The sequence below is a fragment of the Vulcanisaeta sp. JCM 16161 genome (assembly GCF_001316285.1).
Window position 1 is genome coordinate 163,879 of sequence record NZ_BBDO01000006.1, and the last position, 22,103, is coordinate 185,981.

29 protein-coding genes, 1 tRNA gene and 6 pseudogenes are annotated in these 22,103 nt (G+C 42.6%); 15 read left to right on the forward strand and 21 right to left on the reverse strand.

Going from position 1 to position 22,103, the window contains the following annotated elements; translation table 11 throughout:
• The first annotated feature begins 28 nt into the window (after positions 1-28).
• Positions 29-306, forward strand: a pseudogene (locus JCM16161_RS17555) (lyase family protein).
• Positions 307-442: 136 nt separating this feature from the next.
• Here the strand turns inward: JCM16161_RS17555 and JCM16161_RS09225 are convergent.
• Positions 443-574: pseudogene (locus JCM16161_RS09225) on the reverse strand (peroxiredoxin); the annotation flags it as partial.
• A gap of 89 nt (positions 575-663) precedes the next feature.
• On the opposite strand from JCM16161_RS09225, the pseudogene JCM16161_RS09230 reads away from it, so the two are divergent.
• The 6 genes and pseudogenes from JCM16161_RS09230 (at position 664) to JCM16161_RS09240 (ending at position 3,761) form a co-directional block, all read left to right on the forward strand.
• Positions 664-1,294 (forward strand): annotated as a pseudogene (locus tag JCM16161_RS09230) (hypothetical protein).
• A gap of 146 nt (positions 1,295-1,440) precedes the next feature.
• The gene (locus tag JCM16161_RS17560) at positions 1,441-1,794 is read left to right on the forward strand and encodes a thioredoxin domain-containing protein (RefSeq protein WP_243671148.1); all 354 of its coding nucleotides are present in this window, start codon (positions 1,441-1,443) and stop codon (positions 1,792-1,794) included.
• A complete protein-coding gene (locus tag JCM16161_RS17565; protein ID WP_243671150.1) occupies positions 1,779-2,039 on the forward strand; it encodes a hypothetical protein in 261 nt (86 codons plus the stop codon). The genes JCM16161_RS17560 and JCM16161_RS17565 overlap by 16 nt, the downstream gene beginning before the upstream one ends.
• Positions 2,036-2,866 carry a hypothetical protein gene (locus JCM16161_RS17570; RefSeq protein ID WP_243671152.1) on the forward strand — a complete coding sequence of 277 codons (831 nt, stop codon included), beginning with the start codon at positions 2,036-2,038 and terminating at the stop codon, positions 2,864-2,866. Before JCM16161_RS17565 ends, JCM16161_RS17570 begins: the two co-directional genes overlap by 4 nt.
• Positions 2,770-3,441, forward strand: coding sequence for a hypothetical protein (locus JCM16161_RS17575; protein ID WP_243671154.1), 672 nt, complete (start codon positions 2,770-2,772; stop codon positions 3,439-3,441). The genes JCM16161_RS17570 and JCM16161_RS17575 overlap by 97 nt, the downstream gene beginning before the upstream one ends.
• Before the next feature lie 89 nt (positions 3,442-3,530).
• A complete protein-coding gene (locus tag JCM16161_RS09240; protein WP_243671156.1) occupies positions 3,531-3,761 on the forward strand; it encodes a hypothetical protein in 231 nt (76 codons plus the stop codon).
• On the opposite strand, the gene JCM16161_RS09245 is transcribed toward JCM16161_RS09240, so the two are convergent.
• The 4 genes from JCM16161_RS09245 to JCM16161_RS17580 are packed head-to-tail and all read right to left on the reverse strand — an operon-like array spanning position 3,758 to position 5,094.
• Positions 3,758-4,060: a nucleotidyltransferase domain-containing protein gene (locus JCM16161_RS09245; protein WP_243671158.1), complete on the reverse strand. Its 303-nt coding sequence runs from the start codon at positions 4,058-4,060 to the stop codon at positions 3,758-3,760. The two genes, JCM16161_RS09240 and JCM16161_RS09245, sit on opposite strands and share 4 nt — an antisense overlap.
• Before the next feature lie 24 nt (positions 4,061-4,084).
• Entirely contained in the window at positions 4,085-4,501 is a 417-nt protein-coding gene (locus JCM16161_RS09250) for a HEPN domain-containing protein (RefSeq protein ID WP_054855661.1), read from the reverse strand.
• Positions 4,502-4,534: 33 nt separating this feature from the next.
• Positions 4,535-4,915, reverse strand: a complete 381-nt coding sequence (locus JCM16161_RS09255) for a class I SAM-dependent methyltransferase (RefSeq protein WP_243671160.1) — start codon at positions 4,913-4,915, stop codon at positions 4,535-4,537.
• Positions 4,912-5,094 carry a hypothetical protein gene (locus JCM16161_RS17580; protein ID WP_243671162.1) on the reverse strand — a complete coding sequence of 61 codons (183 nt, stop codon included), beginning with the start codon at positions 5,092-5,094 and terminating at the stop codon, positions 4,912-4,914. The genes JCM16161_RS09255 and JCM16161_RS17580 overlap by 4 nt, the downstream gene beginning before the upstream one ends.
• An 866-nt stretch (positions 5,095-5,960) precedes the next feature.
• Here JCM16161_RS17580 and tsaA point away from each other — a divergent pair.
• On the forward strand, positions 5,961-6,464 hold the full coding sequence (tsaA, locus tag JCM16161_RS09260; RefSeq protein ID WP_054855705.1) for a tRNA (N6-threonylcarbamoyladenosine(37)-N6)-methyltransferase TrmO: 504 nt from the start codon (positions 5,961-5,963) through the stop codon (positions 6,462-6,464).
• Between the two features lie 62 nt (positions 6,465-6,526).
• Complete coding sequence (gene twy1 / locus JCM16161_RS09265; protein WP_054855706.1) at positions 6,527-7,630, forward strand: 4-demethylwyosine synthase TYW1; 1,104 nt, start codon at positions 6,527-6,529, stop codon at positions 7,628-7,630.
• A gap of 10 nt (positions 7,631-7,640) precedes the next feature.
• On the opposite strand, the gene JCM16161_RS17585 is transcribed toward twy1, so the two are convergent.
• From JCM16161_RS17585 to JCM16161_RS09275, 3 genes are all read right to left on the reverse strand, one after another.
• A complete protein-coding gene (locus JCM16161_RS17585; protein WP_243671164.1) occupies positions 7,641-8,099 on the reverse strand; it encodes a hypothetical protein in 459 nt (152 codons plus the stop codon).
• Positions 8,096-8,473, reverse strand: a complete 378-nt coding sequence (locus JCM16161_RS17590) for a hypothetical protein (RefSeq protein ID WP_243671166.1) — start codon at positions 8,471-8,473, stop codon at positions 8,096-8,098. Before JCM16161_RS17590 ends, JCM16161_RS17585 begins: the two co-directional genes overlap by 4 nt.
• 206 nt (positions 8,474-8,679) lie before the next feature.
• Entirely contained in the window at positions 8,680-8,919 is a 240-nt protein-coding gene (locus tag JCM16161_RS09275) for a hypothetical protein (protein ID WP_054855662.1), read from the reverse strand.
• Positions 8,920-9,176: 257 nt separating this feature from the next.
• Here JCM16161_RS09275 and JCM16161_RS09280 point away from each other — a divergent pair, with 257 nt between their 5' ends.
• Positions 9,177-9,566 (forward strand): DUF3800 domain-containing protein, encoded by a 390-nt coding sequence (locus JCM16161_RS09280; protein WP_054855663.1) that lies wholly within the window; start codon positions 9,177-9,179, stop codon positions 9,564-9,566.
• Between the two features lie 124 nt (positions 9,567-9,690).
• Here JCM16161_RS09280 and JCM16161_RS17595 read toward each other — a convergent pair whose 3' ends face one another.
• A complete protein-coding gene (locus JCM16161_RS17595; RefSeq protein ID WP_243671169.1) occupies positions 9,691-9,846 on the reverse strand; it encodes a hypothetical protein in 156 nt (51 codons plus the stop codon).
• A 178-nt stretch (positions 9,847-10,024) separates the two neighbouring features.
• On the opposite strand from JCM16161_RS17595, the gene JCM16161_RS17600 reads away from it, so the two are divergent.
• From JCM16161_RS17600 to JCM16161_RS09300, 5 genes are all read left to right on the forward strand, one after another.
• Complete coding sequence (locus tag JCM16161_RS17600) at positions 10,025-10,156, forward strand: DUF971 domain-containing protein (RefSeq protein ID WP_243671171.1); 132 nt, start codon at positions 10,025-10,027, stop codon at positions 10,154-10,156.
• Between the two features lie 2 nt (positions 10,157-10,158).
• Positions 10,159-11,151 (forward strand): hypothetical protein, encoded by a 993-nt coding sequence (locus JCM16161_RS09285; protein WP_054855664.1) that lies wholly within the window; start codon positions 10,159-10,161, stop codon positions 11,149-11,151.
• A gap of 97 nt (positions 11,152-11,248) precedes the next feature.
• Positions 11,249-11,605, forward strand: a complete 357-nt coding sequence (locus JCM16161_RS09290) for a hypothetical protein (protein WP_243671173.1) — start codon at positions 11,249-11,251, stop codon at positions 11,603-11,605.
• Positions 11,606-11,661: 56 nt separating this feature from the next.
• A complete protein-coding gene (locus tag JCM16161_RS09295; RefSeq protein WP_243671175.1) occupies positions 11,662-12,039 on the forward strand; it encodes a hypothetical protein in 378 nt (125 codons plus the stop codon).
• 348 nt (positions 12,040-12,387) lie between these two features.
• Complete coding sequence (locus JCM16161_RS09300) at positions 12,388-12,642, forward strand: hypothetical protein (RefSeq protein ID WP_054855667.1); 255 nt, start codon at positions 12,388-12,390, stop codon at positions 12,640-12,642.
• An 84-nt stretch (positions 12,643-12,726) separates the two neighbouring features.
• Here the strand turns inward: JCM16161_RS09300 and JCM16161_RS09305 are convergent, their stop codons facing one another.
• The 12 genes and pseudogenes from JCM16161_RS09305 to JCM16161_RS09345 all read right to left on the reverse strand — a co-directional run.
• Positions 12,727-13,293, reverse strand: a complete 567-nt coding sequence (locus JCM16161_RS09305) for a hypothetical protein (RefSeq protein ID WP_243671177.1) — start codon at positions 13,291-13,293, stop codon at positions 12,727-12,729.
• A gap of 224 nt (positions 13,294-13,517) precedes the next feature.
• Positions 13,518-13,676, reverse strand: a complete 159-nt coding sequence (locus JCM16161_RS17605; protein ID WP_243671179.1) for a hypothetical protein — start codon at positions 13,674-13,676, stop codon at positions 13,518-13,520.
• A gap of 150 nt (positions 13,677-13,826) precedes the next feature.
• Entirely contained in the window at positions 13,827-14,078 is a 252-nt protein-coding gene (locus tag JCM16161_RS09310; protein ID WP_054855669.1) for a hypothetical protein, read from the reverse strand.
• Between the two features lie 303 nt (positions 14,079-14,381).
• A tRNA-Trp gene (locus tag JCM16161_RS09315) sits at positions 14,382-14,460 on the reverse strand.
• A 50-nt stretch (positions 14,461-14,510) separates the two neighbouring features.
• On the reverse strand, positions 14,511-16,082 hold the full coding sequence (locus JCM16161_RS09320) for an APC family permease (RefSeq protein WP_054855670.1): 1,572 nt from the start codon (positions 16,080-16,082) through the stop codon (positions 14,511-14,513).
• Complete coding sequence (locus JCM16161_RS17610) at positions 16,079-16,273, reverse strand: hypothetical protein (RefSeq protein ID WP_243671181.1); 195 nt, start codon at positions 16,271-16,273, stop codon at positions 16,079-16,081. Before JCM16161_RS17610 ends, JCM16161_RS09320 begins: the two co-directional genes overlap by 4 nt.
• 629 nt (positions 16,274-16,902) lie before the next feature.
• A pseudogene (locus JCM16161_RS17615) lies at positions 16,903-17,696 on the reverse strand (APC family permease); the annotation flags it as partial.
• Positions 17,624-17,929 carry a hypothetical protein gene (locus tag JCM16161_RS17620; protein ID WP_243671183.1) on the reverse strand — a complete coding sequence of 102 codons (306 nt, stop codon included), beginning with the start codon at positions 17,927-17,929 and terminating at the stop codon, positions 17,624-17,626. The pseudogene JCM16161_RS17615 and the gene JCM16161_RS17620, both read right to left, overlap by 73 nt.
• A 114-nt stretch (positions 17,930-18,043) precedes the next feature.
• Positions 18,044-18,661, reverse strand: a complete 618-nt coding sequence (locus JCM16161_RS09330) for a hypothetical protein (RefSeq protein ID WP_054855671.1) — start codon at positions 18,659-18,661, stop codon at positions 18,044-18,046.
• A 147-nt stretch (positions 18,662-18,808) separates the two neighbouring features.
• A pseudogene (locus tag JCM16161_RS09335) lies at positions 18,809-19,643 on the reverse strand (alpha/beta hydrolase).
• Positions 19,644-19,908: 265 nt separating this feature from the next.
• Positions 19,909-20,088: a hypothetical protein gene (locus JCM16161_RS17625; protein WP_243671185.1), complete on the reverse strand. Its 180-nt coding sequence runs from the start codon at positions 20,086-20,088 to the stop codon at positions 19,909-19,911.
• 161 nt (positions 20,089-20,249) lie between these two features.
• Positions 20,250-22,037 (reverse strand): annotated as a pseudogene (locus JCM16161_RS09345) (50S ribosome-binding GTPase); the annotation flags it as partial.
• Positions 22,038-22,103: the final 66 nt, after the last annotated feature.

Sequence of the window (22,103 nt, forward strand, 5' to 3'; positions counted from 1 at the left end):
TTTCGTGAAGGGTAACCCATTCATGCAGATGAAATTGCTAACGGACCTACTAATGCTATCAAGTGCAATTAGGGTATTGTCCTTGGACCTCTATAGGCTTGGCCAGGATATTAGGCTCATGTTCTCGGTCCATTCACCGGACTTAATGAGGTGAATATACCCACACAGGGCGAGGTTGCTGGTTCAAGCATAATGCCTGGCAAGACAAACCCAGTAACCGTGGAGTCCCTCCTTAAGGCTATAATGCAGGTGTTGGGTCTTGATAAGGCAATTGAACATGCCTCGATGCTTGGGGGTTTGAGTTAAGCATGGGTATACCAATTACTGGCTATGATATTATTATGGAGATGAGCATTTTGAGCGAGGGTATTAGGAAGTTCACGAAACTGGTCATAGATGGTCTAGTTCCCAATATTGATGTCATGCGTGAATATGCGGAGTTAATGTCATCAACTATATCGACTAAATCCTCCTTCTTTATGTTATAGAGTTGTGCAGCGAGTGGGCATGCGTATATTTTGAATTTATCGCCATAGACAGACTTAAGCTCCTTTAGGTAGGAGTACCAATCCTTAAGCAATATTATTAAAACTTTATGGCGATTTATTAGATGATTTAGGAACTATAAGGAAATACACGGAGTTAATCGCGGATCTTGCTGTCATGGGCGTTACTAGGGATAGGCATGTGGTTCTTCTTGATGAGATTGATAATAGGCATGCCGCAATAGCCTACATGGTATTGAAAGCCCTTGGGTTTAATCACGTATCAATACTAAATGGTGGTAAAGTAAGTTGGTTAATTCATAAGGGCCCACTATGCACCTGCAACGGTCATGTTTCTAAGGGAAATCCTAACGTCATGGACCTATTTAACGTCACTGCTAACCTTAAGGATTACTTTGCCGATTTCGAGCAGGTTTATGAACTTATAAGCAAACATAAAGTTGGTGTTGATACTATTCTTATTGATGTTAGGTCTCCCTGTGAGTACATAGGTGGTGATGTGGATATATGGGGTCACATACCGGGTGCCATTAACATGCCCTGGAACTTATTCCTCGAGCCCAGAACTAATAGGTTTAGGACCGTGATGAAATAAGAAAGATAATTAATAAGTATGGGCTTTCACCTGATGATGACTAATACTTTACTGTAGGTCTGGCAGTAGGTCAGCCCTAGTATGGTTTGCATTAACGGAGATTCTCGGCTTCAGTAAAGTTAGGGTTTACCTTGGTTCTTGGTTAGACTGGCTACGTCATGGTGCTCCAATTAAACGTGGTAAAGAACCCTAACTACCAATGCCCTGTTAATACCTACTAAACTTAGCAAGCGCTCTTTTTAACACACCTGCAGATACTGAGTTAATGAGCATTGATGAAAGAATCCAATGCCTTACCCAATCACGATCTCCCTACGTACTTGAGGCGCTGAACAGCCTGTGAAGTGGTGGGTTGGTGTAATGAGGCATTTAAAAAAAGCTATTAATGAGGATAAGCCATTATTAATTGACATTGGGGCTGGGTGGTGCCATTGGTGCCACGTCATGGATGAAACCACGTATAAGGATCCAGAGGTTGTTCAATTAATTAATGATTACTTCATACCAATTAAGATAGATAGGGATGAAAGACCGGACATTGATAGGAGGTATCAAGAGGCAGCATTATTAATTGCTGGGCAGGGTGGTTGGCCGTTGACGGTGTTCGCCACACCTAAGGGTGAGGCAATCTATGCAGGTACGTACTTCCCGCCTAGGATGTCATGGGCTTACCTGGCATGGTTAGGGTGTTAAGGGCTGTGCTTGATGCGTACAGGAGTAAGAGGGATCAGTTAAATGAATTGATTAAGCAGGTTAATGATGCAATAATGAGTTCTTACGTCTCCACAGTCATTGGGGATGTCAACGTTGGAGTTATTGATGAGGTTTTGACAAAAATAATCGATATGTATGACAATGAGTATGGAGCTTCAGTACCGCTCCTAAGTTTCCCCAGGTTACATATCATGCTCTTCTTCTTTACAGAGGTTTCTACGTGAGTAATGCCGTAATTAACATTGTACATGATACGTTGATAAGGATGGGGAGGGGTGGTATTTATGATCAATTAGGTGGGGGTTTCCATAGGTATTCCGTGGATAGGGCTTGGTTAATACCGCATTTTGAGAAGTTGCTTATTGATAATGCGGAGCTCCTAATGAACTATGCTGAGACCTACACGGTCACTGGCGATGATGAATTACGAAGCATCAGCTTAGGCATTATTAACTATGTGAATAGTACGTTGGCAAATGCAGAGGGCGGTTATTACGCCAGTCAGGATGCTGATGTGGATTTTAAGGATGAGGGTGGCTACTATAAGTGGAGTATTGATGAGTTAAGAAGTTTATTGAGTAATGATGAATTCAATGTTGCTTATTGGTACTTTGGGATATTTAAGTTTCAAAGTGGTGAAAAGGCTGTATTGCATAGGGCATTGAGTATTGAGGAAGTCGCTAATAAATTAGGCATTAACGCTGACCAAGCTAGGATATTGCTTGGTTCGGTTATTAAGAAATTGATTGATACAAGAAGCAGTAGAAAGAGCCCACGCGTGGATACGACCATATACGCGGGTTGGTCATCAGCCATGGCCGTAGCGTATGCCTTGGCCGGCGATTATCTAGGTATTAGCACTATTAATTATTCATTAAGGGCTGTGGATTTCATAATGAATAAGATGTACATAAACGGTGAGTTACGCAGGCATTTAGGTGTAACGTATTATCAATGCCCGGTTTATTGGAGGATTACTCATACGCATTACTTGCTGCAATCACCGCGTATAGCCATACAGGTAATAGAAGGTATCTTGAATTCGCAGTGAGACTTGGGTATGACATTATTAATAAATTCGAGGCACCTGATGGTGGTTTCTACGATACTACCATGCCAGATATACCGATGGCTCAAAGGATCAAGCCAATTGGGGACACACCAAACTGGAGCCCAAATTCGTTGGCGTTAATCGCATTAATGAATTTATATAGGGTAACAGGCATTAATAGGTTTAGGAGAGGGGTTGATAACGGAATAAGGGCTTTATACCCATTGGCTGTGAGGTATGGCCCTGGCGCTGCATCTTACTTCATAGCCCTTGATTGGTACCTGAGGGACCCGCCTAAAGTCGTCATTATTGGTGATGAGGATAATGAGTTCATGAGACTATTAAATGTAGCGTTAAGTACGTTTAGGCCAGGTAAGTTGGTTATCCCCATCATTAATGATAGTGTTGATGATCTTATAATGGATGAGTCGGTAAGGGCAATGATTAATGAATATAGAAAGAGAAGGGTCACACTGGCATATGTATGTGCTTACACAGCATGTAGCATGCCCATTAGTGACGATGAGAAGCTACGCAACTTAATTACAAGCTTCATGCGCGATAAATATAATTAATTAACACTTTTTAACACTGATTATTACCTTTTACCGCCCCTTAGTGATGGATGAGTAATACTTAAATCATTGCACACATTAAATTATTGATGGCAAAACAGGTAGAAGTAAGAGGGAGCCTTAAATGCACGTTGAATAAAGGATTACTAAAGGCATTAGCAATTTCCCAACTAGCCCTAGCCTCAGCCATAGCCCTATTTACCACCGTTATAGACCCACCATCATTAATAAACATACTCATTGTACTATCGGTTACGGCAATTGAGGGAATATCAGTAAGTTATGTATTGCATTATCTAAAGAATGGATGCTTCACCTAAACCTTAATTTCAATGACCCTGCCTGATAATTCAAGGTAGTATTTACTCTCATCTTCATAAACAATGTGCAACTCCACCGGCGCATCCCAGGGTAGGCCATAAATGTCCATGGCCCTAACCAGGATATCCCTGTAAAGCCTGCTCCTATTAACGTGGGTGCCTCTTGGTATGATTATCAATATGTCTATGTCGCTAAGGACTGTCGTCCTGCCCTCGGCGACGCCGCCAATAACGAAAACCCTGGCATTGGGTATTAAGTCCCTGGCAGCCTCATAACCGCCACCGCGTACTCTCTCCACCTTCTTAAGTGCTCGAAATGATACCTAACCCAACTTGACATTACTAACAACCTTATCTAACATTTTTATTAATTCCTTAGCCACATTAAGTGCATTAGATACGTCGTTTACATCATAACTAACTTCACCATATCTATCCTCAGTGTATGCCTCCTTAAGCATTATCAGTATGTCCCTATTCTCACTCACAAAATCCATTAATTCACGCGCCAACTCATTGAAGCCCTGAGACCCAAGCCCCTTAATCAGCATACCAATCAATTCTCTAATGCCATGACCCCTAACCCTAGAACCAAATAACTCGAAATAAACGGCCCTTACGTAGAGTTGAATTGCCTGATCTATAAGGAACATGGCTAGATCAAAATCATCAATATTCTCAGCAATGTGAAGCGCGTTCAAGGCTCTCCTCTTTAATTTACTAACATATATACCACTCATTTCATTTATTGTTAGATTTCTGCCATAATTAATTTATTTTAACGTTTTACCAATCGCTATTATTAGGGGGAATGACCTAATGAAACTAACATTAAAATATGGAGCCAATACATTAACCAAGCATCTTTCACTACATGAATGGTCCCCTAATACTTTAACCCTGTCGGCGTCAGCCTCAACAACTATGAATACAGAATTAGGCCTTAGTGAGTCGTACACGTTCTTAATGGATGATGAATGGTCGCCCCAGTGATGAAGTGTGAACATGGCTACTGCAACGTCAAACTTCCCCGGCATTGTTGGTAATAACCAACTCCCTGCATTAACGAAGTCGGGTCTCCAAAACCTCCTGGCCTGCCTAATCATTGGTAGGCTCACATCTACACCAACAACGTAATAACCATAACTACTCAATAAGCCGGCCAACCTACCTGTGCCGGACCAATCTCGAGTACTCTCGCTGGGGGCTTTACGTATCTCCTAACCATGTTTGCGGTTAACCTGTAACTCCATAGCAGGAGTATCTCAAGGAATCTATACATCCTGGCAGTCCTATCATCAAATCTCTCAAAGTAGCCGAAGCCACTAACCATCGTAAATACCTATTAATTGTGAATGAATAAATTATTAACGCGTTGTATCAGTACCACGGATACCCCTAGGCATGGGCCTTTATGAAGTATAGCGTTATTGCGGCATTATCGCCGTAGTGGATCACAGGGCTTGGTTGTATAGGGATTGATACGTAGTAATTACCTGGTGTTGGTAATATGCCCTTTAGATCAATAAATGGCTCGCCATGGCCGTGACTATTAGCATGACTGTGAGCGAGGACGTGAATAGCGACGGGTATGAGGTTACCTACTGCTTCCCTAGATTAATGGTATTATTGCCGAGGCTATCACGTAAGTAAGGGCTGTAATGGCGTTTGGTAGGGGGTAGGAAGTACCTATGACCTGAGAAGGTTATCTAGAGGCGTTGTATGATGGTGGTGAAGCCTCGATGTTGCCGTGAGGTTTGCGTGACCACCTGCGTAGCTATTTGGTGGTATAGTGCCTGTTGGGTTGTGTATGTGAAGTTGGCACCGCTATAGGATGTTGATGGTGCCTGGGGTATCGTGGCCGTTACAAGCCCTCATAGTAACAAATCACACCTGCCAAAACTAATATACTTATTGCTAATGCAATGAGCATGGTTATTAGTATCATTTTACTATATTTTGCATTCTTAATTTTCTCTGTGAACATTATGCTCATTTAATTGCCTTCTCTTTTTAATTTTTCTCTCTATTTCAACTCCGCATAGCAAAATAATGCTTAAAGTGGCGCGTATTGGTTTTGGCTCTGTGGACATTAGGGAGATCATAAGTGCAATTAAGGAGAATGGATTGCTAAGCGCCTTAGTAATTGAATTGCTTAAGGACAATAATGCCTACAATGAGTTGTCCAGGTACTTCGTGATGAGTGATGGTGGGTTATTCCTGAGACCAATAGGCGTTGTTAGGCATGGGCTTAGTGATGATGAGGTGAGGAATTCAAGCATGGGTGTTGATGGCATTATAGAGGTTTTTGAGGAGTTTGCCGATGGGTTGAGGAATATTGATGGATTTTCACATCTAATACTAATTTCATTATTTAATAAAGTCACCAGGGAGCAGAGGAGTGTCCTCGTGGTTAGGCCTAGAAGGCTTGTAAAGTTTGGTATTAGACCTGAGGAGTTGCCTGAGGTTGGTGTATTCGCTACAGATTCACCGCATAGGCCGAACCCAATCGGCCTTAGTATTGTTAAGCTCATTGGCAGGGATGGCAGGTTTCTTAGGGTTTCTGGGCTTGACCTATTTAATGGTACGCCAATACTGGACATCAAACCATACACACCCGACAGGTCTGTTAGTGTAAATGATTTGAGGACACCGACCTGGTACTCCACTCTTTGGAGGAGGATTGGTGGTGGCGTTATTTAATTAAATGGTGCTTTAGATAAAAGTTTATAATTCTAAATTTAGACAATTACAGCTTGATAGTAATGGAGAGGATTGAACAAGTGATTAAGGAGTCATTGAGGTATCATACCATTGGTGAGGTTAATGGTAGGATTAGGATACGAATAACTGATGAGACAAAGACTAAATTAATAAAAGCTGGTTACGGCATTTACAATCACTCAACGGTCGAGCTATGTCACTGGACAAAGAGCGCACTCGTAAAGGGACAAAGCTGTTACAAGTTTAAGTTCTACGGAGCACCGGCAGGCGGTTCCCATAGGTGTGCCGAGTTTAGCCCTGTCGGTATGATATGTAGTAATAGGTGCGTTTACTGCTGGAGACCTACCGAGTCCTTTGACTCCTTTGTACCGAGTGAGGACTTAGTTGATGACCCCGAGGAATTAATCCAGGGAATACTTAAGGAGAGGTATAGGCTCTTGACTGGTTACTTCGGTAATCCAAAGTCCAAGGACAGGGCTAGGGAGGCCCTCGTGCCAACCCACTGGTCAATATCGTTATCTGGGGAACCAACACTATATCCAAAGTTGCCACAGCTCGTTAAGTACCTCAAGGGCTTACCGAATACCAAGTCGGTGTTTATAGTCACGAATGGCGAGCACCCAGAGATGCTTGAGAGACTTCAGCGTGAGGGTGCATTGCCAACGCAGTTATACCTATCATGCAACGCACCAAATAAGGAGTTGTTCTATAGGATTAATGTGCCTGTAATGTATAGGGAGGATGCATGGGAGAGGTGGTTAAGAAGCCTTGAGTTACTTAGTAGGTTGGATACGAGGACCGTTATTAGGATAACCCTGATAAGGAGCCTTAACTACGACTTCAAATACATACCCGAATTCGCAAAGCTCATGCTCATTGGTAACCCACACTTCATTGAGGTTAAGTCCTACATGCACCTAGGGCACTCCACCTTCAGACTGAAGAGGAGCGACATGCTTAGGCATGAGGAGGTTAGGGAGTGGGCCATGAAGTTGCTCGAGGAGATTAATAGGCTTGGCGGTAACTTCAGGTATATGGATGAGGATGAACCGAGCAGGATCGTCGTTCTACAAAACATGACCAGGTATGTCGATAGGTGGATCGTTAGACCCGAGGAGCAGCATAAGTATAGTAATTACGTTTAAATTCCATAACTCAGAAGTTCCATAAATCAACCTGCTTAATCGAGCCATCACCATATATGTGGTACTTATGATACTCACCATTACTCAATGCGCGGCAATTACCGACAGCGCTAGGCTTGTAGAAGTCAATCACTGTTGATGAAGCGTAAATAAAACCTCCAGGTAACTCACATTGATAAAGCCTATAATACCTCTCCCTAAACACTTTCTTATCGTCATCAACAACCCTGTAGTAACTACCAACAATAAGCGTGATTGAGCCATCCCTAACCAACGCTATGCCCAAGTTGGCGCCAGTCCTCACGAACCTAAGCAGCCAACTGAGATCGTCCTTTGCGATGTCATCCTTAACTCGCCCAGAAAGGGCTAGATTGGCTATGTAGGTATCATTGAACTTAGCCGCATAATTCCTATCAATACCAACCTCCTTCGCTATGTCATCCCTATAAAACGAGCCATTATGAATCATGTAAAGCTCAAAACCATCCTAGTTACGGCTTTAACGGGGTGTGTGGAGAATACGTTAATCGGCGTGCCTATACTTGCCGCCCTAGCGTGCATCATCATTAGGACTAAGTCACCATCATTAACACTGCCTAAGAAGCCCCTGACAATACTTGCTGCGTCGTCCATGAATATGGCCCTAACACTCCTATGGTATAGAGTTGATGCGTTATTGACTCTAACAAGGAGGACTCCCCAACCATCGCTATGTCTCTCCTCATTAAGGAATTCCTTACCATAGGGATCCATGGAAGCCGCCTTTACCAAACTATTACCAATATCAGTCAATACTTCCCTGGCATTATTAAATTTACCAAGTGCAACAACGAGCCTACACATTACATATGAGGTAATAATTGCGGCTTATAAGCGTATCGCGTCACCATAAGTTAAAACTAACTAGTTAAAGTTAATGATAGATTACCTTCTCTATCCTTTCTCTGACGTGGTCAAGGCCTATTAATATTAGGCCTAGGTTTGAATCATGACGTGCGAGACTAACTAGAATAATGTCATTGTTTATTGGGGACATAATAATAAGATAATTACCAGCTGAATAGGAGAAGATTTGTGCTACCAATACCAGCCTTACTAAACATCCTATCGATATTACCCTTAATAGCTGCAAGTACTGCACTTAGGGATTTCGCATTAACGCCATCCCTTGTCACTGATGAAACGACAAAACCATTCCGATGAATAAGCATGGCTCCCAAAACCTCACCACCCGCATTACTCACGAAACTCCTCAATGCAACATCAACCTCAGCACCCAACTTAGACATACACTTTATATCAAAAAGAGCCCAATATTTAAATTTTTACTTCCATGAAATTCGCGAAAAGCATTATAAATAATCAAAGACGAAACATAAAATATTTCCTAGAGATCTGAAATAATGTTCAAAAAGCAATTGATAAATAACCTAACATGAAAGATAATAATAATATTGCCATAAATAAAAATCATACTATAATTAATAATTAATAAATTCTATGAGTAATAATATTAATGATTATTCACAAAATATGAGTATCATGTGTGAGTGGGGTTGCGATCACAAACCTTATTGAACGTGTGTTTATGTCGAAGCCGTGGTTTCCCAATTGCTCCAGGGCAACCTTAATATTTGATTCCCAATCCCCAAGGGAGAATGGTCGAGTTAAGATGGATGTTGAGTATGCCATTAGGAAATCCCGTGCTAGGCCAACATTTAGGTTATCCGTGGTATTCAGGGATTCGAGGAATGAACCACTCATTCAAGTGGCCGATTACGTCGCGTATGTGGTGAGGAAGATTTACATGGGGCACACTCAATATAGGTTATTCAACTTCCAGCACGCGTTCCAATTGCTTGAGAGTAAGATAAGGAGGTGCCCAGGCAAAAACACGTATAGGGGCTGCGGACTTAAGGAATGGGTCATAAAATGATTAACCCACAAAACACGTTATTACATGGCGCATGCTTGAGTTACCATTAGCGCGAATCCTCATGCCTCAGCGGCCAATAGTGCTCGATAGGTGTTCTATACTTTGTTTGGATTACAGTGAAGAGTTACCCCTGATCCCTCGCTGTCCACACCCTGTGCCTAATCTTCGCAGTTAAATGCGTGATTACCTCAAGCATCTTCTCGTCAATACCCATCCACCTCACACCATCAACCACCCCCACTAACACCCAACCCAACATCGCCAGGGCAAGGCCTTTCACTGCCCATTGCATTGCTCATGCAATTTCAAAATCGGATAGATTACGTGCCTTAAGCACTATTGGCGTAATCACCATCATACGTTAACTCTAATTAGCAATACTTTAATTTTATTCCTGTTTTTACTAATTTAATGGGTGTTTTTGATTCATTCATTGACTGCTCAGTAATTGTGAGGGTTTGTACCCAATCGGCTCTGGTAGGGATAGGTGTTATGAAATTTGCCTTAGTAAGGCCGAGAAACTCCTCGAACTCAGCACTAAGGATGGCAGCGTCTCGAGGGATGATGCCGAGAGGTTGAGAAGCTACTAAGCATGTGTGGTTTAAGCATAGGGAAGGTTGAGGACCTTAGGAAGTACTGCATTGAGAAGTATGAGGAGTTAAGTAGGGCACCACAACAACCGAGTAAGAATATGGAGATGCCACTTGCTCAATCAAGCGTGGCTGAGGAGCAGTTACCGAGTAGGTTGGTTGATTGTTACCAGTACTGCGTTAAGTATCATAGTGATAATCCCACCGCACTCCAGGGTTGTAGGTCAATGTGCGATGCCATGTGGAAGCCTAGCATCCAACGCGTTGGTATTGAGCAATTCAGGAATTGCTTCCCAAGTGGCCTACTGGAGCTTGGTGAGTTTGAGGCTAGGTATAGGAGGGTTGGTCTTGATGATTGGCAGATTGTTGCCCATATCTCGGGTGTCATCAGTAAGATAATTGAGGAGGGTAGGCGAAACAAGTGCCCAGACCTGGACGAGACAATAATTAGGGTGGTGACCAGTAAATTGGACAAGATGGGCATAGACAGGTACTCAATAAGAAGGGCATACCTACACGGAATGAGTGATGAAGTTAAACAATTAATCATGAAGGTATTTCCAAATGTCACCGACATGGCTCCACCAAAACAAATTCCAAGAATCTCAGAAAGGCCTAGGTCATTTGTGTCTCAAGTATCAGTAACACCCTCCATATCTATTAAGCAACGTAGACCTCCCATTAAGAATTATGTTGCTGTTGCCTTTTCCGTAATACTCGTAATCCTGGGCTCCTCAATGTGGGTTTATGGTTTTATAGAACAAATAATGCTGCCTATGATTATTTCATTCTTCTCCTCAATAATAGCCCTCATATTAGGGGGCAAGCTCATATTAAACAAAGAAGAAGGCGAAGCATACATAACATATATAGTAATTGCGTCAGCAATCATATTTATCATCTCATTAATAAGCTTATTATTCATGTTAGGAGCTAGAACACCACTCATGGCAATAACTCCACCTACTAATTTTACTAATAATGTAATACTTTAAAGAAAAACCAAACTAATTAATTATTAATGAATTTTCATAATACATACCATTCGCGAATCTCCATGTTCATTATTAGAAATACCTATAGGTGATAATTATGAATGCCTCAAATAGGCTTAATGAATGTTACCAGTATTGCATTAAGTACCATAGTGATGATAGTAAGGCGTTGCAAGCATGCTACTCCATCTGTGATGCATTATGGAGACAACAACCATTAGGTGTCGATATGAGAACCATTAGTGAGTGTTTTCCTCATGGAGTCTTCGAACTTGAAAACTTCATGGCAAAGTACAAGAGAGTTGGTAGGTCCGGCTTTGATGACTGGCAAATAGCATCTTATGTCTCGAGCATCATCAATGAGATGCTCAATGATAGTGAACGAAATAAATGCCCTAATGCGAAGAACATAATTATTAAAGTCATAATTGATGTACTAAATAGTTTAGAATAAATAGGTACGAGATAAAAAGAGCATACCTTCATGGTACGAAAGAAGAGGTTAGGCAATTGCTCGTGGAAATATTCCCGAACATAAACCGTAAAGGAGGTGAAGAGGAGGTGAGGGGGCCGGCGATTACGACCACTGAGTATGAATCATCAATGAATTATGAAGTATTTACTATACCCATAGAAATAGAACATTCGAAGTTAGAAAAAGATTCCCGTAAAATGAAGGTGAAAACGGAGAGAAGGAGGGGGTATCGAAATGTATTAGATACCCTTAAGATTATAGCCATTATCATAATTGCCATGATTGCAGGATTTGCACTTTGGTATTTCATAATCGCAAGTATTCTCGCAATAATTCTTAACTGGCGTAGTATGTTGCCCGCCTTAATCATTTTAATAATACTAATTATAGTTTATTTAGTATCGGGTATATAGAGATTACTACGTGGCACCGCAGGCATAGAAGGGGGTTGATTCCATGAAGAGGGATAAATAGGACATTGTGGGGATTTAAGAACGACCTTGTCACTCATTTATCGGAATCACAGCAAAGATACATAGGGCCTTGAGGGAGATCCACAGCCACTTACTTAGAGACCACTAATATGCGCACCACAGGGCTAATAATGACGCATAAAATTTAAACAAATATATACGCCCAGCAGGCTTGGTCGTTTATCGGGCCGGCCTATTACTACGGTGGTGAGTCTACAATATTCAATACCCAGGTTGCCCTAGACACGCAGCAATTGGGTAGTGGTGGTTACTACCTAGTGATTAGTAATGTACTACCCAAACGCAAACACGTTCTCCCTGTTCACAAATATAACACTAACATTCACACCACAGACACCGAACATACAATTAACAAGCACTGCACAGGCAAGCATTATAAATGGTACACTACCGACAATTCAACTAATCAACGTGACAATATCCACACCAAACATAACAATACCACAAATACCACCAATAAACATAACAGTACCGCAGATAAACATAACACCACTAACAATAAACACATCAATAAACTGGTAAAAGGGCAGTTAATGAAACAATAATATCAAAATAAAACCATCATTACTTTTTAAATAACCATGTTTTACATCTCGCATTATTTCACTAACTAGAACTACCGCAACTTAAGTGATTCAGCGATATACTTGCTGTAACTGTGACATTATAATAATTGGGGTTATAAACAAGTACGGCATATATATCGCCACCATACGGGTACGGGGGTGATAGTTTAATTGTTTGTTGAATATAGGTGCCGCTGAATTCATAGTAGTAATTCCACTTTAATGGTGGGGTCTGACCGATCGATGTTACGTATTGATCAATAGCCCAGGAAATAAAATCATCCATACCAATTATATAGACATTAACAGGGCCTGTTGATGATAACGTTAAGGTTGCCGTTGCCACGCATCCACTCGGTACATAAATTTGTGTCGGTGCATCATAACTATTTGGTGAAACCGTATCCGTCTCTGAACCGCCATTCATGCCAGTAATTACTGCATTCAACATCCCACTTACATTGCTATACTGGCTTTGTAGGCTTGAGTATTCGCTCTGTAGTGTGTTGTACTGACTCTCGAGTGAGTTATACAGCCCCTGCAGACCGATATATTGACTTTGAAGTGAGTTGTATTGGTTTTGTAGGTTTGTGTAGTTTGTCTGCAATGCCGAGTACCTGCCTCCAGTGCCGTGTAATTGCTTTGCAGGCTCATTTACTGGGCGTAGAGTGCGTGGTAATTATTCTCGGCTGCGTACCACTCATAGGCGAAGAAGCCCGCGATAACCGCTAGAACAACAATTATTAATCCTATCGAGAGCGTCTTGGAAACGCTCATTAAGGGTCATTAATATAGCAGATTTTTGATTTTAAAGTATTACTACAAATAGACTTACCTTGCCTGGGCCCTCAACTTCCCAAAGGCTTTAATCATTACGTAGTATGAGTACCATATTATGAAGGCTCCAATGAGGATTAGTGAGAGCCATGCACCAAGCCAGTAGTCCCTACCGGCGTCCTCAAACTCAGCAATACCCGTTAACTTATTCAAAAGCTTAAACGCATCTCTCAGGGAGTACGCTGCTGGGTATTCAGGATTATGAAGAGGAACACACTGCCCCTGGCGGCGATAGGGTTGGGGCTAGGGCTGAGGCTATTTGCGTGAGAATAAGCCCCGCAATGTATAGGGCGAAGAACCTCCTCATCGTAGCTCTTCGTGTCTTGGGCTCCAGTAGTGCTCCACAAGTACCCTGTGCTCGCTTGGTGGTGCCCTGCCCTGCAGGGTATTCACAATGCTCTCTGGGACGCCCCTGCTGATCATCCAGGTGGCGAAGAACTTACGCAGCTCATAAAGCTCGAACTCACGATTAAGCACCTGCCTAGCTGCACCATTGAATGCCGCCCTCCTCTCGGGAACAATACCCCTTAAGGAGTAGTGCCAATTCCTGGTCATCGAGGAACCTGAGGGCTTGGCGGAACAAGTTATCACCGACGCGGGCTGCATCGCGTTTGACCGCGTTTATGTATGCATACGTGACGCCAAGGTCCCTGGGCTTAATATTCTTATTATTAATTAAATAGAGGATTATTTCCCTTCGTTGCTCGGGGCTTACCTGCTCTAAGTCAATGAGGTGACAATCAACCATGGTTTTGGTCAGAGGTTATGGGGTAAGCATGTATTTAAGGTTCCGCAAATGGCTGATGCGAAGATCGAGAATGATACGGCATCGGTGCGTTTAGGAGTTGAATGCAAAATTGGTGGGCCCGGTGGGATTTGAACCCACGACCTACGGGTCTGGAGCCCGCCGCTCTGGGCCTTGCTGAGCTACGGGCCCAGTTAGGTATATCCATTATTTGTTTTTAAGTTTTTTTGCGGTGCTTAGTGTTACGTTGATGCGTATTTTGTGTATGGTTTTGGTAGTCCTGAGTATATGCCCCATACGTAGAAGGCTATGGCCAATATGGTGATCACGGCCATATCCCACGGGAAGGGAATTAATGTTATAGGTCCGCCAGCCGTTTGGCCAATATATGTCATTAATGTTAATGCTAATATGTAGATTATGTACCATAACGCATTTCTTAGGTGTTCCTTAACCCTATAAATTAACCCAAAGATTATTGAGGCGATGAATACGAAGGCCGTGGCGTATGGTACGGCTGGCCACCCAGACCAATACACAATATAGCTGGCGCCTATGAATGCCACCAGGCCTATCCAGAAACCACCGGGCAGTTTAAACCTTGGTTCCTTGCCCTGTCTTCTTGACACTATCATGGCCACGGGGTTCGTTAGGAAGCCTAGGTAGCCCGCCACCACTGCGTCGTCAATTAACCCATAGACGCTTGGTATCGGTGCCGTTAGCAGTGCCAGCAATATGCCTACAATACCAAATGTTATTAAAGCCCAGTATGGTATAGCGTATTTCTCATGAATGAACCTCATTAAATCAGGTACGTATCTGGATCTACCCATGGCAAAGAGTATCCTTGTGCCACCGCCAAGGTATATATAACCAACTATGAAGGGCCCAAGTATCGCTACGATTAATGTTACCAGGAAGACCCAGGTAATTCCGTAGGTACCGCTCAGGTAAAGGAATGGGTTGGTCTTCCTTATGAATGCCAAGCTCTTCCAATCACCGGGTGTAACATTCAATTTAGCCCAATTAATTGCGCCCACAAAGGCTATACTAAATAGAATATACACGAGTAGTTGCCCGATCACAACTAGGATTATAGATAATGGAATATCCCTATATGGATTTCGCATTTCCTCCGCAAAGTCGGGTATGACCCTAACACCTCCAAAGGCGAACATTCCATATGGAATTGCCGTAAACATCGCGGCTAAGCCATACGGTAGGAAACCGCCCTTTAAACCGGCGAAGTTGCTTGGTATGAATACCGCAGCCATTATACCGAAGGCAACGAGTAGGTATAAAATTAACTTAAACGTGCCCAGCGTGATGTTTGACAATCCGAAGACCTTAACGCCAAAGTAGTTAAAAGGAACCATAAGGAGCACTAGTAATGCGGCGACAATAGCGCCAAGTAATGTGGGTGTTCCCATTGGAGTTAGTAGATTATGCGCGAAGTAGTTTATGCCATAGACCACCGCGATAGCCTCAATGGGTGGTATGAATAGGTACCAGAGTAGGTCAGCAAATGCGTTGATCATGTTTGTGACTCTACCGTGGGTATATAGTGAGTACCTGGATGGACCGCCAGCCTCTGGATATACGGTACCTAATTCCGCGTATGTGAACCCAATGAATAAGTAAAATATGCCGCCAAGTATCCAAGCTAGTATTACAGCCGGTCCAGCCATCTCGGCCATCTTAGCGGTACTAAATAAGACGCCAGTACCAATCGCACCAACAAGCCCAGTCAGTACTAAGTGCGTTGAACTTAGTTCTTTACGTAGACTTACTTTAGTGTTATCGTGCTCATTCATTTGCTAAGCACCCTTTCCAATGCATGCTTTAGGTCTGGTGTCATGAATGCGCTTCTTGCCCCGTACATGTGTATGAGTGCGCCTATTATTATGGCTATTATCGTGTCGTATGGCCATGGTATTGGTGGGTTTGCGAATACTCCGAACTGCCCAAAGAAGGATAGTGGGAATACCGTGAATAGTACGGCCACAATCCACCAACCAGCCTAATATGGATCCTTAAGTCACTCGGGATGTCCCTAGAAAGCCACAGTGTTAAGCCGACTGTCATAGCCAGAATTATCACGTAGTACGCTAGGAATAAACCAGCGTAATAACCCGTCAACGGCAACTTACCGACACCCTCATAAGGAACGATAATCGGCCTATAGAGCATGAAATACGTCGTTAACGCCAAAACAACCCAATAAATAATCCCGGCAGTGACACCTTTATTTTTATTTGCATTAAGTCTGGTGGGCATTACGTACATGTAAAATATCGGAAGACCCGCAAGTATGAAGACAATGACACCCCACAGTATATCAAATGTAGACCAATAAACAATTAGGTAGACGGAGATCGTGGCCAATGCGAGAAGATAGTTATTACCGGTATCCTATAATACCTAGGCGCATTTGGAGCCAATCTCCTAAGGCTAATGCCAATGGACCAGATACTATGAAGGTTAGATAACCGGCGCTCGTTATGAACGTGACTATTAAGCCCCAGGCCGGGAATTTGTAGAGGAAGAGGAAGCCAATTATTAATGCCGCAATTGTGCCCCACTTGGTACTCTATGCTTATTGAGGTATAGGAACCACTCGGGTAATTGCCCATTAGCCGCCATGCCATATAGTGATCTTGCGGTACCACCCACGTAAATCCAGCCCGTACCTGATGGTGAGAGTACGGCGTCTATTATGAATAGTACGGCAAATGCCGCGAGTATTGCAATACCGGACAGCGTGAGTAACTGGTATAATGGGCCTCTTGATAGTATTGACTTTGCAAGACTGCCCCAATCACCGGGTTGCACCGAGATCTTACTCCACTCTACAGCGCCTATAAATGCTGTTTCTAATAGTATGTATATGATTACAACTAACGTGAAGCCCAGGACAGCGCCCTTGGCTATTTCCCTAGCTTTACGACCTCGCCTGAGAACTCGACACTCTGCCTGAAGCCTAAATAAGCGAAGGCTATTCCAGTTGTTGGTATTGCTAGGAAGATGGAGGATAATCCATAGGGCATGAAGCCACCTGGTAATCCGCTGTAATTAATGGGGTGAAGCAGAAAGACAAGCAGTAAAATTATCGTGAAGGTCGGTATCAATAACTTATACCAACCCACGGCAGTGTTTGTCTTACCCATTACATGAACGCCGAACCAATTAAGTAAGAAATAGAAAATAAGCAGGACCACCGCTACTAAATAACCAAGCGCACTTAATTCCATCGTACCTGGTATTAGTAATCCAGGCATAAGTGCTGATAGGTATGTCGTTGTTGCCAAAGCCTCGGCAGGCGCAACTGCAATTACGTATAATAATGTCGTCCATGCTATCCAGTAGGATGCAAATATGCCATGCGTGTATTGTGGAAATCTAACGAGTCCTCCAGACCTTGGGAACATACTGGCAACCTCAGTATATGCTCGGCAATAAAGTATACGAGTATTCCTGCAATAATCCATGAAACTATTGATGCAGGACCAGCTACAGAGGCGGCGAGTAACGGGGCGAACATCCAACCACTACCAATCATTGAACCGATCTCTAAGTATGCAATATCCCAGAAATTCAAAGCCCTCCTTAGTTGGGCATCATATTTTGCTGCCTTTTCCTCTCCAAAATCTGGCGTAGACATTGAATTAAAACAATATATTATGTTAATAAACATTATTGTTATATAATCATGTAAGTAAAAAAATTTTATAAAGTTATATTATGATTTAATTTTCTCATAATAATGCGAAAATAATCACTTATTAATCGTGGTTTTCATGAGGATTGGACACCTTGGGTTAATTGTGTATCCCTTTATCCTGCACTTCACGGCAATCACCTTGCCGCTTATGGTAACAGCCTTGCATCCATCCTCTAATGTCGTTATTGGTAATAAAGCCATTAAAGCCTTAGCAATTATGCCTTGAGCCTTAATCACCAATTCCTCATTGTCAAGGTCTTCGATTAATAAATCCATAAATGATTTATTATTTATGTGGAAAATGTCATTTGGAAATAATAACAATACAGATCTTGGGAAACTAAGATTTGGCAATATCTGCAATGGGTCTAAACCATCCTTAGATACCTTAGTAATAAGTAATTTTAAGTATGCCTTAACGTTCTCATCATTAAACTCCTCTAAATCCCATTCACGCTTAAGTAGGGATACTACGTCCTGACATACCTCATCATCCTTAATAGATCCATTCATACATAATAATGCCAATGTAATTAGACCCTTTACCGTTATTAAATAATTGTTTTTATTGACCCTAACTAGGTAGCCCCATGTTATTAACTCAGAGATTTTCCTATAAACTGTTGCGATGCTTATGTCCGCGTATTCCGCAATTAGCTTATATAATGACATTTCATTGGCTACATTCTGATCCCTTGTTAAGCGTAAAATAATTTTCAACAGCACTTTTAGTATAAGTAAATGAATAATGTCCATACTATACTAATAGGTATTTATGGATTTTTATCTTTTATTTAACACACTATGCGTTACTACGCCTCAATACTTACCATAAAATACCTGCCTCAATGTTGTTCCTACTAGCCCTATTGCAATTTTCGCATGTGATATTGGGAAGCCGTAAAACCCGTGGGTTACCCCGCTGAATCTCACGGTTACTGTTGGTACCCCTGCCTCGGCTAGTTTTGCTGCGTAGGTTTCTGCCGAGTCCCTTAGTGGGTCGTACTCGGAGGTTATTACTAGGCTGGTGGTAGGTTGCTTAGGTTGTCAACGAGTATTGGTGAGAACCTTGGTCGAAGGCGTCGGCTGGGCTCCTTAGGTAGGCCCTGTTGAAGAATGCCATTGCCTCACGCTCAAGGAACAAGCCTGTTGAGTATTCCCTAATTGTGTATGATGCCAGGTCAACGCCTACGAATGGGTTTATCAGGACCTGGTACTTAAGGCTTGGCTTTAGTCCCTGGTCCCTAGCCATTATCGCCACCACGGCGGCTAGGTTACCGCCTGCGCTATCGCCGCCAACCGCGACCTTCTCGGGGTCTCCATTGATTTCCCTCGCGTGTTCAAGGACCCACTTGGTTGAGTCGAAGGCGTCAATTACGGCTGCGGGGAACTTATGCTCAGGGGCTAACCTGTAATCCACGGAAACCACCACACAGTCGCAGGCCAAGGCTAACTCCCTGCATAGTGGGTCGTAGGTCTCCACATCACCGAGTACAAAGCCACCACCATGTAGATAAACAAGTACGCCGAAGTCGCTGCCCTCTCTAGGCACGTAGATCCTGGCGGGTATCTTCGTTTCACTACCTGGTATGGTTATATCGTAGGCCTTGTAAATGGGTCTCCTTGGTTGTGATGCGAAGAATGCCCTGAACATTTTCCTAAATTCATCAAGTGATATCTTTGTCATTTGTGGCATTACCTTGTTCAGCTCATCAAGGACTCTCCTAACCGCTGGGTCCAGAGGCATATTGCCAATGTGCACTAGGGCTCTAAAGTATTTGCTCTATATAGATATTAATAAATATAAAAGCAAAAATCAAGCCTCCAGCCTCGTCTCCACCTGTGTCTATGTCTAGCGGGTTCCGGCATCGATATAATAGTTACAAACGTATTAGACGCAGTATCGGCGTCAAGCACGATTACGGACCATCCTCTCTCTGGGCCAGAACTGGGCCGCAGGGCATGCTTATTAGTACTTTAACAATTGAACCACTCATTAGGCCAAGGTCGATTAACCTATCACTGCCAGGCCTAACGATTCTCACTATTGAGTTGTTTGGTACTTTATTTATTGGTATGCCTTCACTGCCCGCGTACATGTAAATCACCCTAACGTAATTATTAATGTAATATAGTATGAAACGTACGCTAATCCCAATGCTATTAGGAATTGAAGAATAGTATTAATAACCGTAAGTTTTAAACCGACAATCTGCCTCTCCGTGATGAGTGTGGCAATACATGGTGAGTAGAATGTTGTGAAAACTATGAGGGCTATGGCTGATGGCGGTGAAACAAATGATTTTATGGCATGTATCAGTCCACCCTCCTCAACACCGTAGAGTAGAGCCAACGTACTCAACACAACCTCCTTAAATATATATCCGTAAACTAACGCCGCAGAGAATTGCCAGGGTATACCAATTGGGCTTAACAATGGTGCCATGGCGTTACCTATTACGCCAAGCCACGTCTGTTTAAGAAGTACAGGACTACCGAGGGCTTCAGGGCCTATCACACCACCCGGTCCACTTATTGAGAGGAACCACATTACTATTACGAAAATCACTATTAGCGTCCCAGCCCTAATTAAAAATTCATAGGTATAATGCCAGACCTTCCTAATGAATGCTTTGTGTAATGGTAATACTAATGGGGGTAATGTGTAGGAGTACGGCACACTTTTACCTATGAATCTTAAACGTACCTTTGAGAAACTCGATATTATAATCACGCCAATCAGTGCTACGGCATAGGGCAATACCACAACGAGACCCATTAAATGCGGCAGTACAGCAGCCGCTATTAATGATATTATCACAAACCTTGCTGTGCATGGTATGTAGGGAATCATCAAGGCAGTAAGTACCCTATCCCTGGTGCTTGGTATCGCCTTTGTAGCGGTTATCGCCGGTACATTGCATCCAGAGCCGGCAATTAGGTAAATAAGTCCTCTTGAGGGAATACCAATACGTCTTAACCACCTTTCTATTGGAAATGATATCCTCACAATTAACCCAGAATCCTCTAGGAATGCTATTAGGAGGGCAACCCCAAAGACGTAGGGTATAAAGTCTATTAATGTGGCAATTCCACTCCATATTCCATCTACGATTAATGATTTAATTAATTCATTAGTTACGTAACTCGCAACAATACTATCTACTGGCAATGAATCAAGGGTTGTTGAGAGCAAATCCACCAGGGGTTCTAGGGCTAGGAATATAACCTCAGCTATTGCAAATAGTAATAAGATAGAGATAATAGGGCCGTATTTTGGATTCATGAATAATTCGTCATATTTGCTAACCAAGGGCTTTCCACCCTTTGAAACAAACTTACTAATGAAAGATCTTACGGCATTCCACCGCATGGCCGCAACATAACTATTCACATCCCCAACCTCTTTACGAACCTTCTCAATAACCTGTCTAACATAGTCATTATTCAGTAAGTTACCCATTAATTCCCTCGTAACTGGGTTATCACTAAGTATCTCTATTGCGAGTCCTCGCGATATCCCCAGGGCATTAGTTAAATCCTCTATGTATTTCTCGAGCTTATCATAATTAACTACACGTACATTACCCTGCCCTACATCACGTATTTTAATAATCATATTCCTCAAAATATCTAATCCAGAACCTCTAACGGCTATTGTGGGTAATACGGGTATTCCCAAGGCCTTACTTAACCCCTCAATATCGTATTGAAAGCCCCTCCTTAATGCTAAATCCATCATATTAAGAACAAGGATTACAGGCCTGCTCAGCTCCATGACTTGAATAAGTAGGTAGAGGGTTTGCTCAGGATCAAGTGCTGACCCAACCACTATTACACCATCATAATCGCCCCGTAGTATCTCCCTAGCAGCCACGGCCTCATCAACCATACCAGCTAAGGCTGTAGGTGCCTGGCAGGTCTATGATTGATATTTTAATCCCGTCAATACTATATTCGACTTTATTTATTGAAACCGTAGTACCTGGATAGTTAGCGGTCTTTACGGCAATGCCACTGAGTTCACTGACTATGGTGGACTTACCACTATTTGGTATACCAGCAATAAGAATTTTTATATTTCTATTTTGCATGTACTTATCTACTTACTACT

Coding starts and splice junctions, on each gene's coding strand:
- JCM16161_RS17565 (WP_243671150.1), top strand. CDS start 1,779: ATGGTTAGGGTGTTAAGGGCTGTGCTTGATGCGTACAGGAGTAAGAGG.
- JCM16161_RS17575 (WP_243671154.1), top strand. CDS start 2,770: ATGCCCGGTTTATTGGAGGATTACTCATACGCATTACTTGCTGCAATC.
- JCM16161_RS09240 (WP_243671156.1), top strand. CDS start 3,531: ATGGCAAAACAGGTAGAAGTAAGAGGGAGCCTTAAATGCACGTTGAAT.
- JCM16161_RS09250 (WP_054855661.1), bottom strand. CDS start 4,501: ATGAGTGGTATATATGTTAGTAAATTAAAGAGGAGAGCCTTGAACGCG.
- JCM16161_RS17580 (WP_243671162.1), bottom strand. CDS start 5,094: ATGGTTAGTGGCTTCGGCTACTTTGAGAGATTTGATGATAGGACTGCC.
- tsaA (WP_054855705.1), top strand. CDS start 5,961: ATGAGTGATGGTGGGTTATTCCTGAGACCAATAGGCGTTGTTAGGCAT.
- twy1 (WP_054855706.1), top strand. CDS start 6,527: ATGGAGAGGATTGAACAAGTGATTAAGGAGTCATTGAGGTATCATACC.
- JCM16161_RS17585 (WP_243671164.1), bottom strand. CDS start 8,099: ATGATTCATAATGGCTCGTTTTATAGGGATGACATAGCGAAGGAGGTT.
- JCM16161_RS17590 (WP_243671166.1), bottom strand. CDS start 8,473: ATGTGTAGGCTCGTTGTTGCACTTGGTAAATTTAATAATGCCAGGGAA.
- JCM16161_RS09275 (WP_054855662.1), bottom strand. CDS start 8,919: ATGTCTAAGTTGGGTGCTGAGGTTGATGTTGCATTGAGGAGTTTCGTG.
- JCM16161_RS09285 (WP_054855664.1), top strand. CDS start 10,159: ATGTGTGGTTTAAGCATAGGGAAGGTTGAGGACCTTAGGAAGTACTGC.
- JCM16161_RS09290 (WP_243671173.1), top strand. CDS start 11,249: ATGAATGCCTCAAATAGGCTTAATGAATGTTACCAGTATTGCATTAAG.
- JCM16161_RS09300 (WP_054855667.1), top strand. CDS start 12,388: ATGTACTACCCAAACGCAAACACGTTCTCCCTGTTCACAAATATAACA.
- JCM16161_RS09310 (WP_054855669.1), bottom strand. CDS start 14,078: ATGACCAGGAATTGGCACTACTCCTTAAGGGGTATTGTTCCCGAGAGG.
- JCM16161_RS09320 (WP_054855670.1), bottom strand. CDS start 16,082: ATGAATGAGCACGATAACACTAAAGTAAGTCTACGTAAAGAACTAAGT.
- JCM16161_RS17620 (WP_243671183.1), bottom strand. CDS start 17,929: ATGTCTACGCCAGATTTTGGAGAGGAAAAGGCAGCAAAATATGATGCC.
- JCM16161_RS09330 (WP_054855671.1), bottom strand. CDS start 18,661: ATGTCATTATATAAGCTAATTGCGGAATACGCGGACATAAGCATCGCA.
- JCM16161_RS17625 (WP_243671185.1), bottom strand. CDS start 20,088: ATGTACGCGGGCAGTGAAGGCATACCAATAAATAAAGTACCAAACAAC.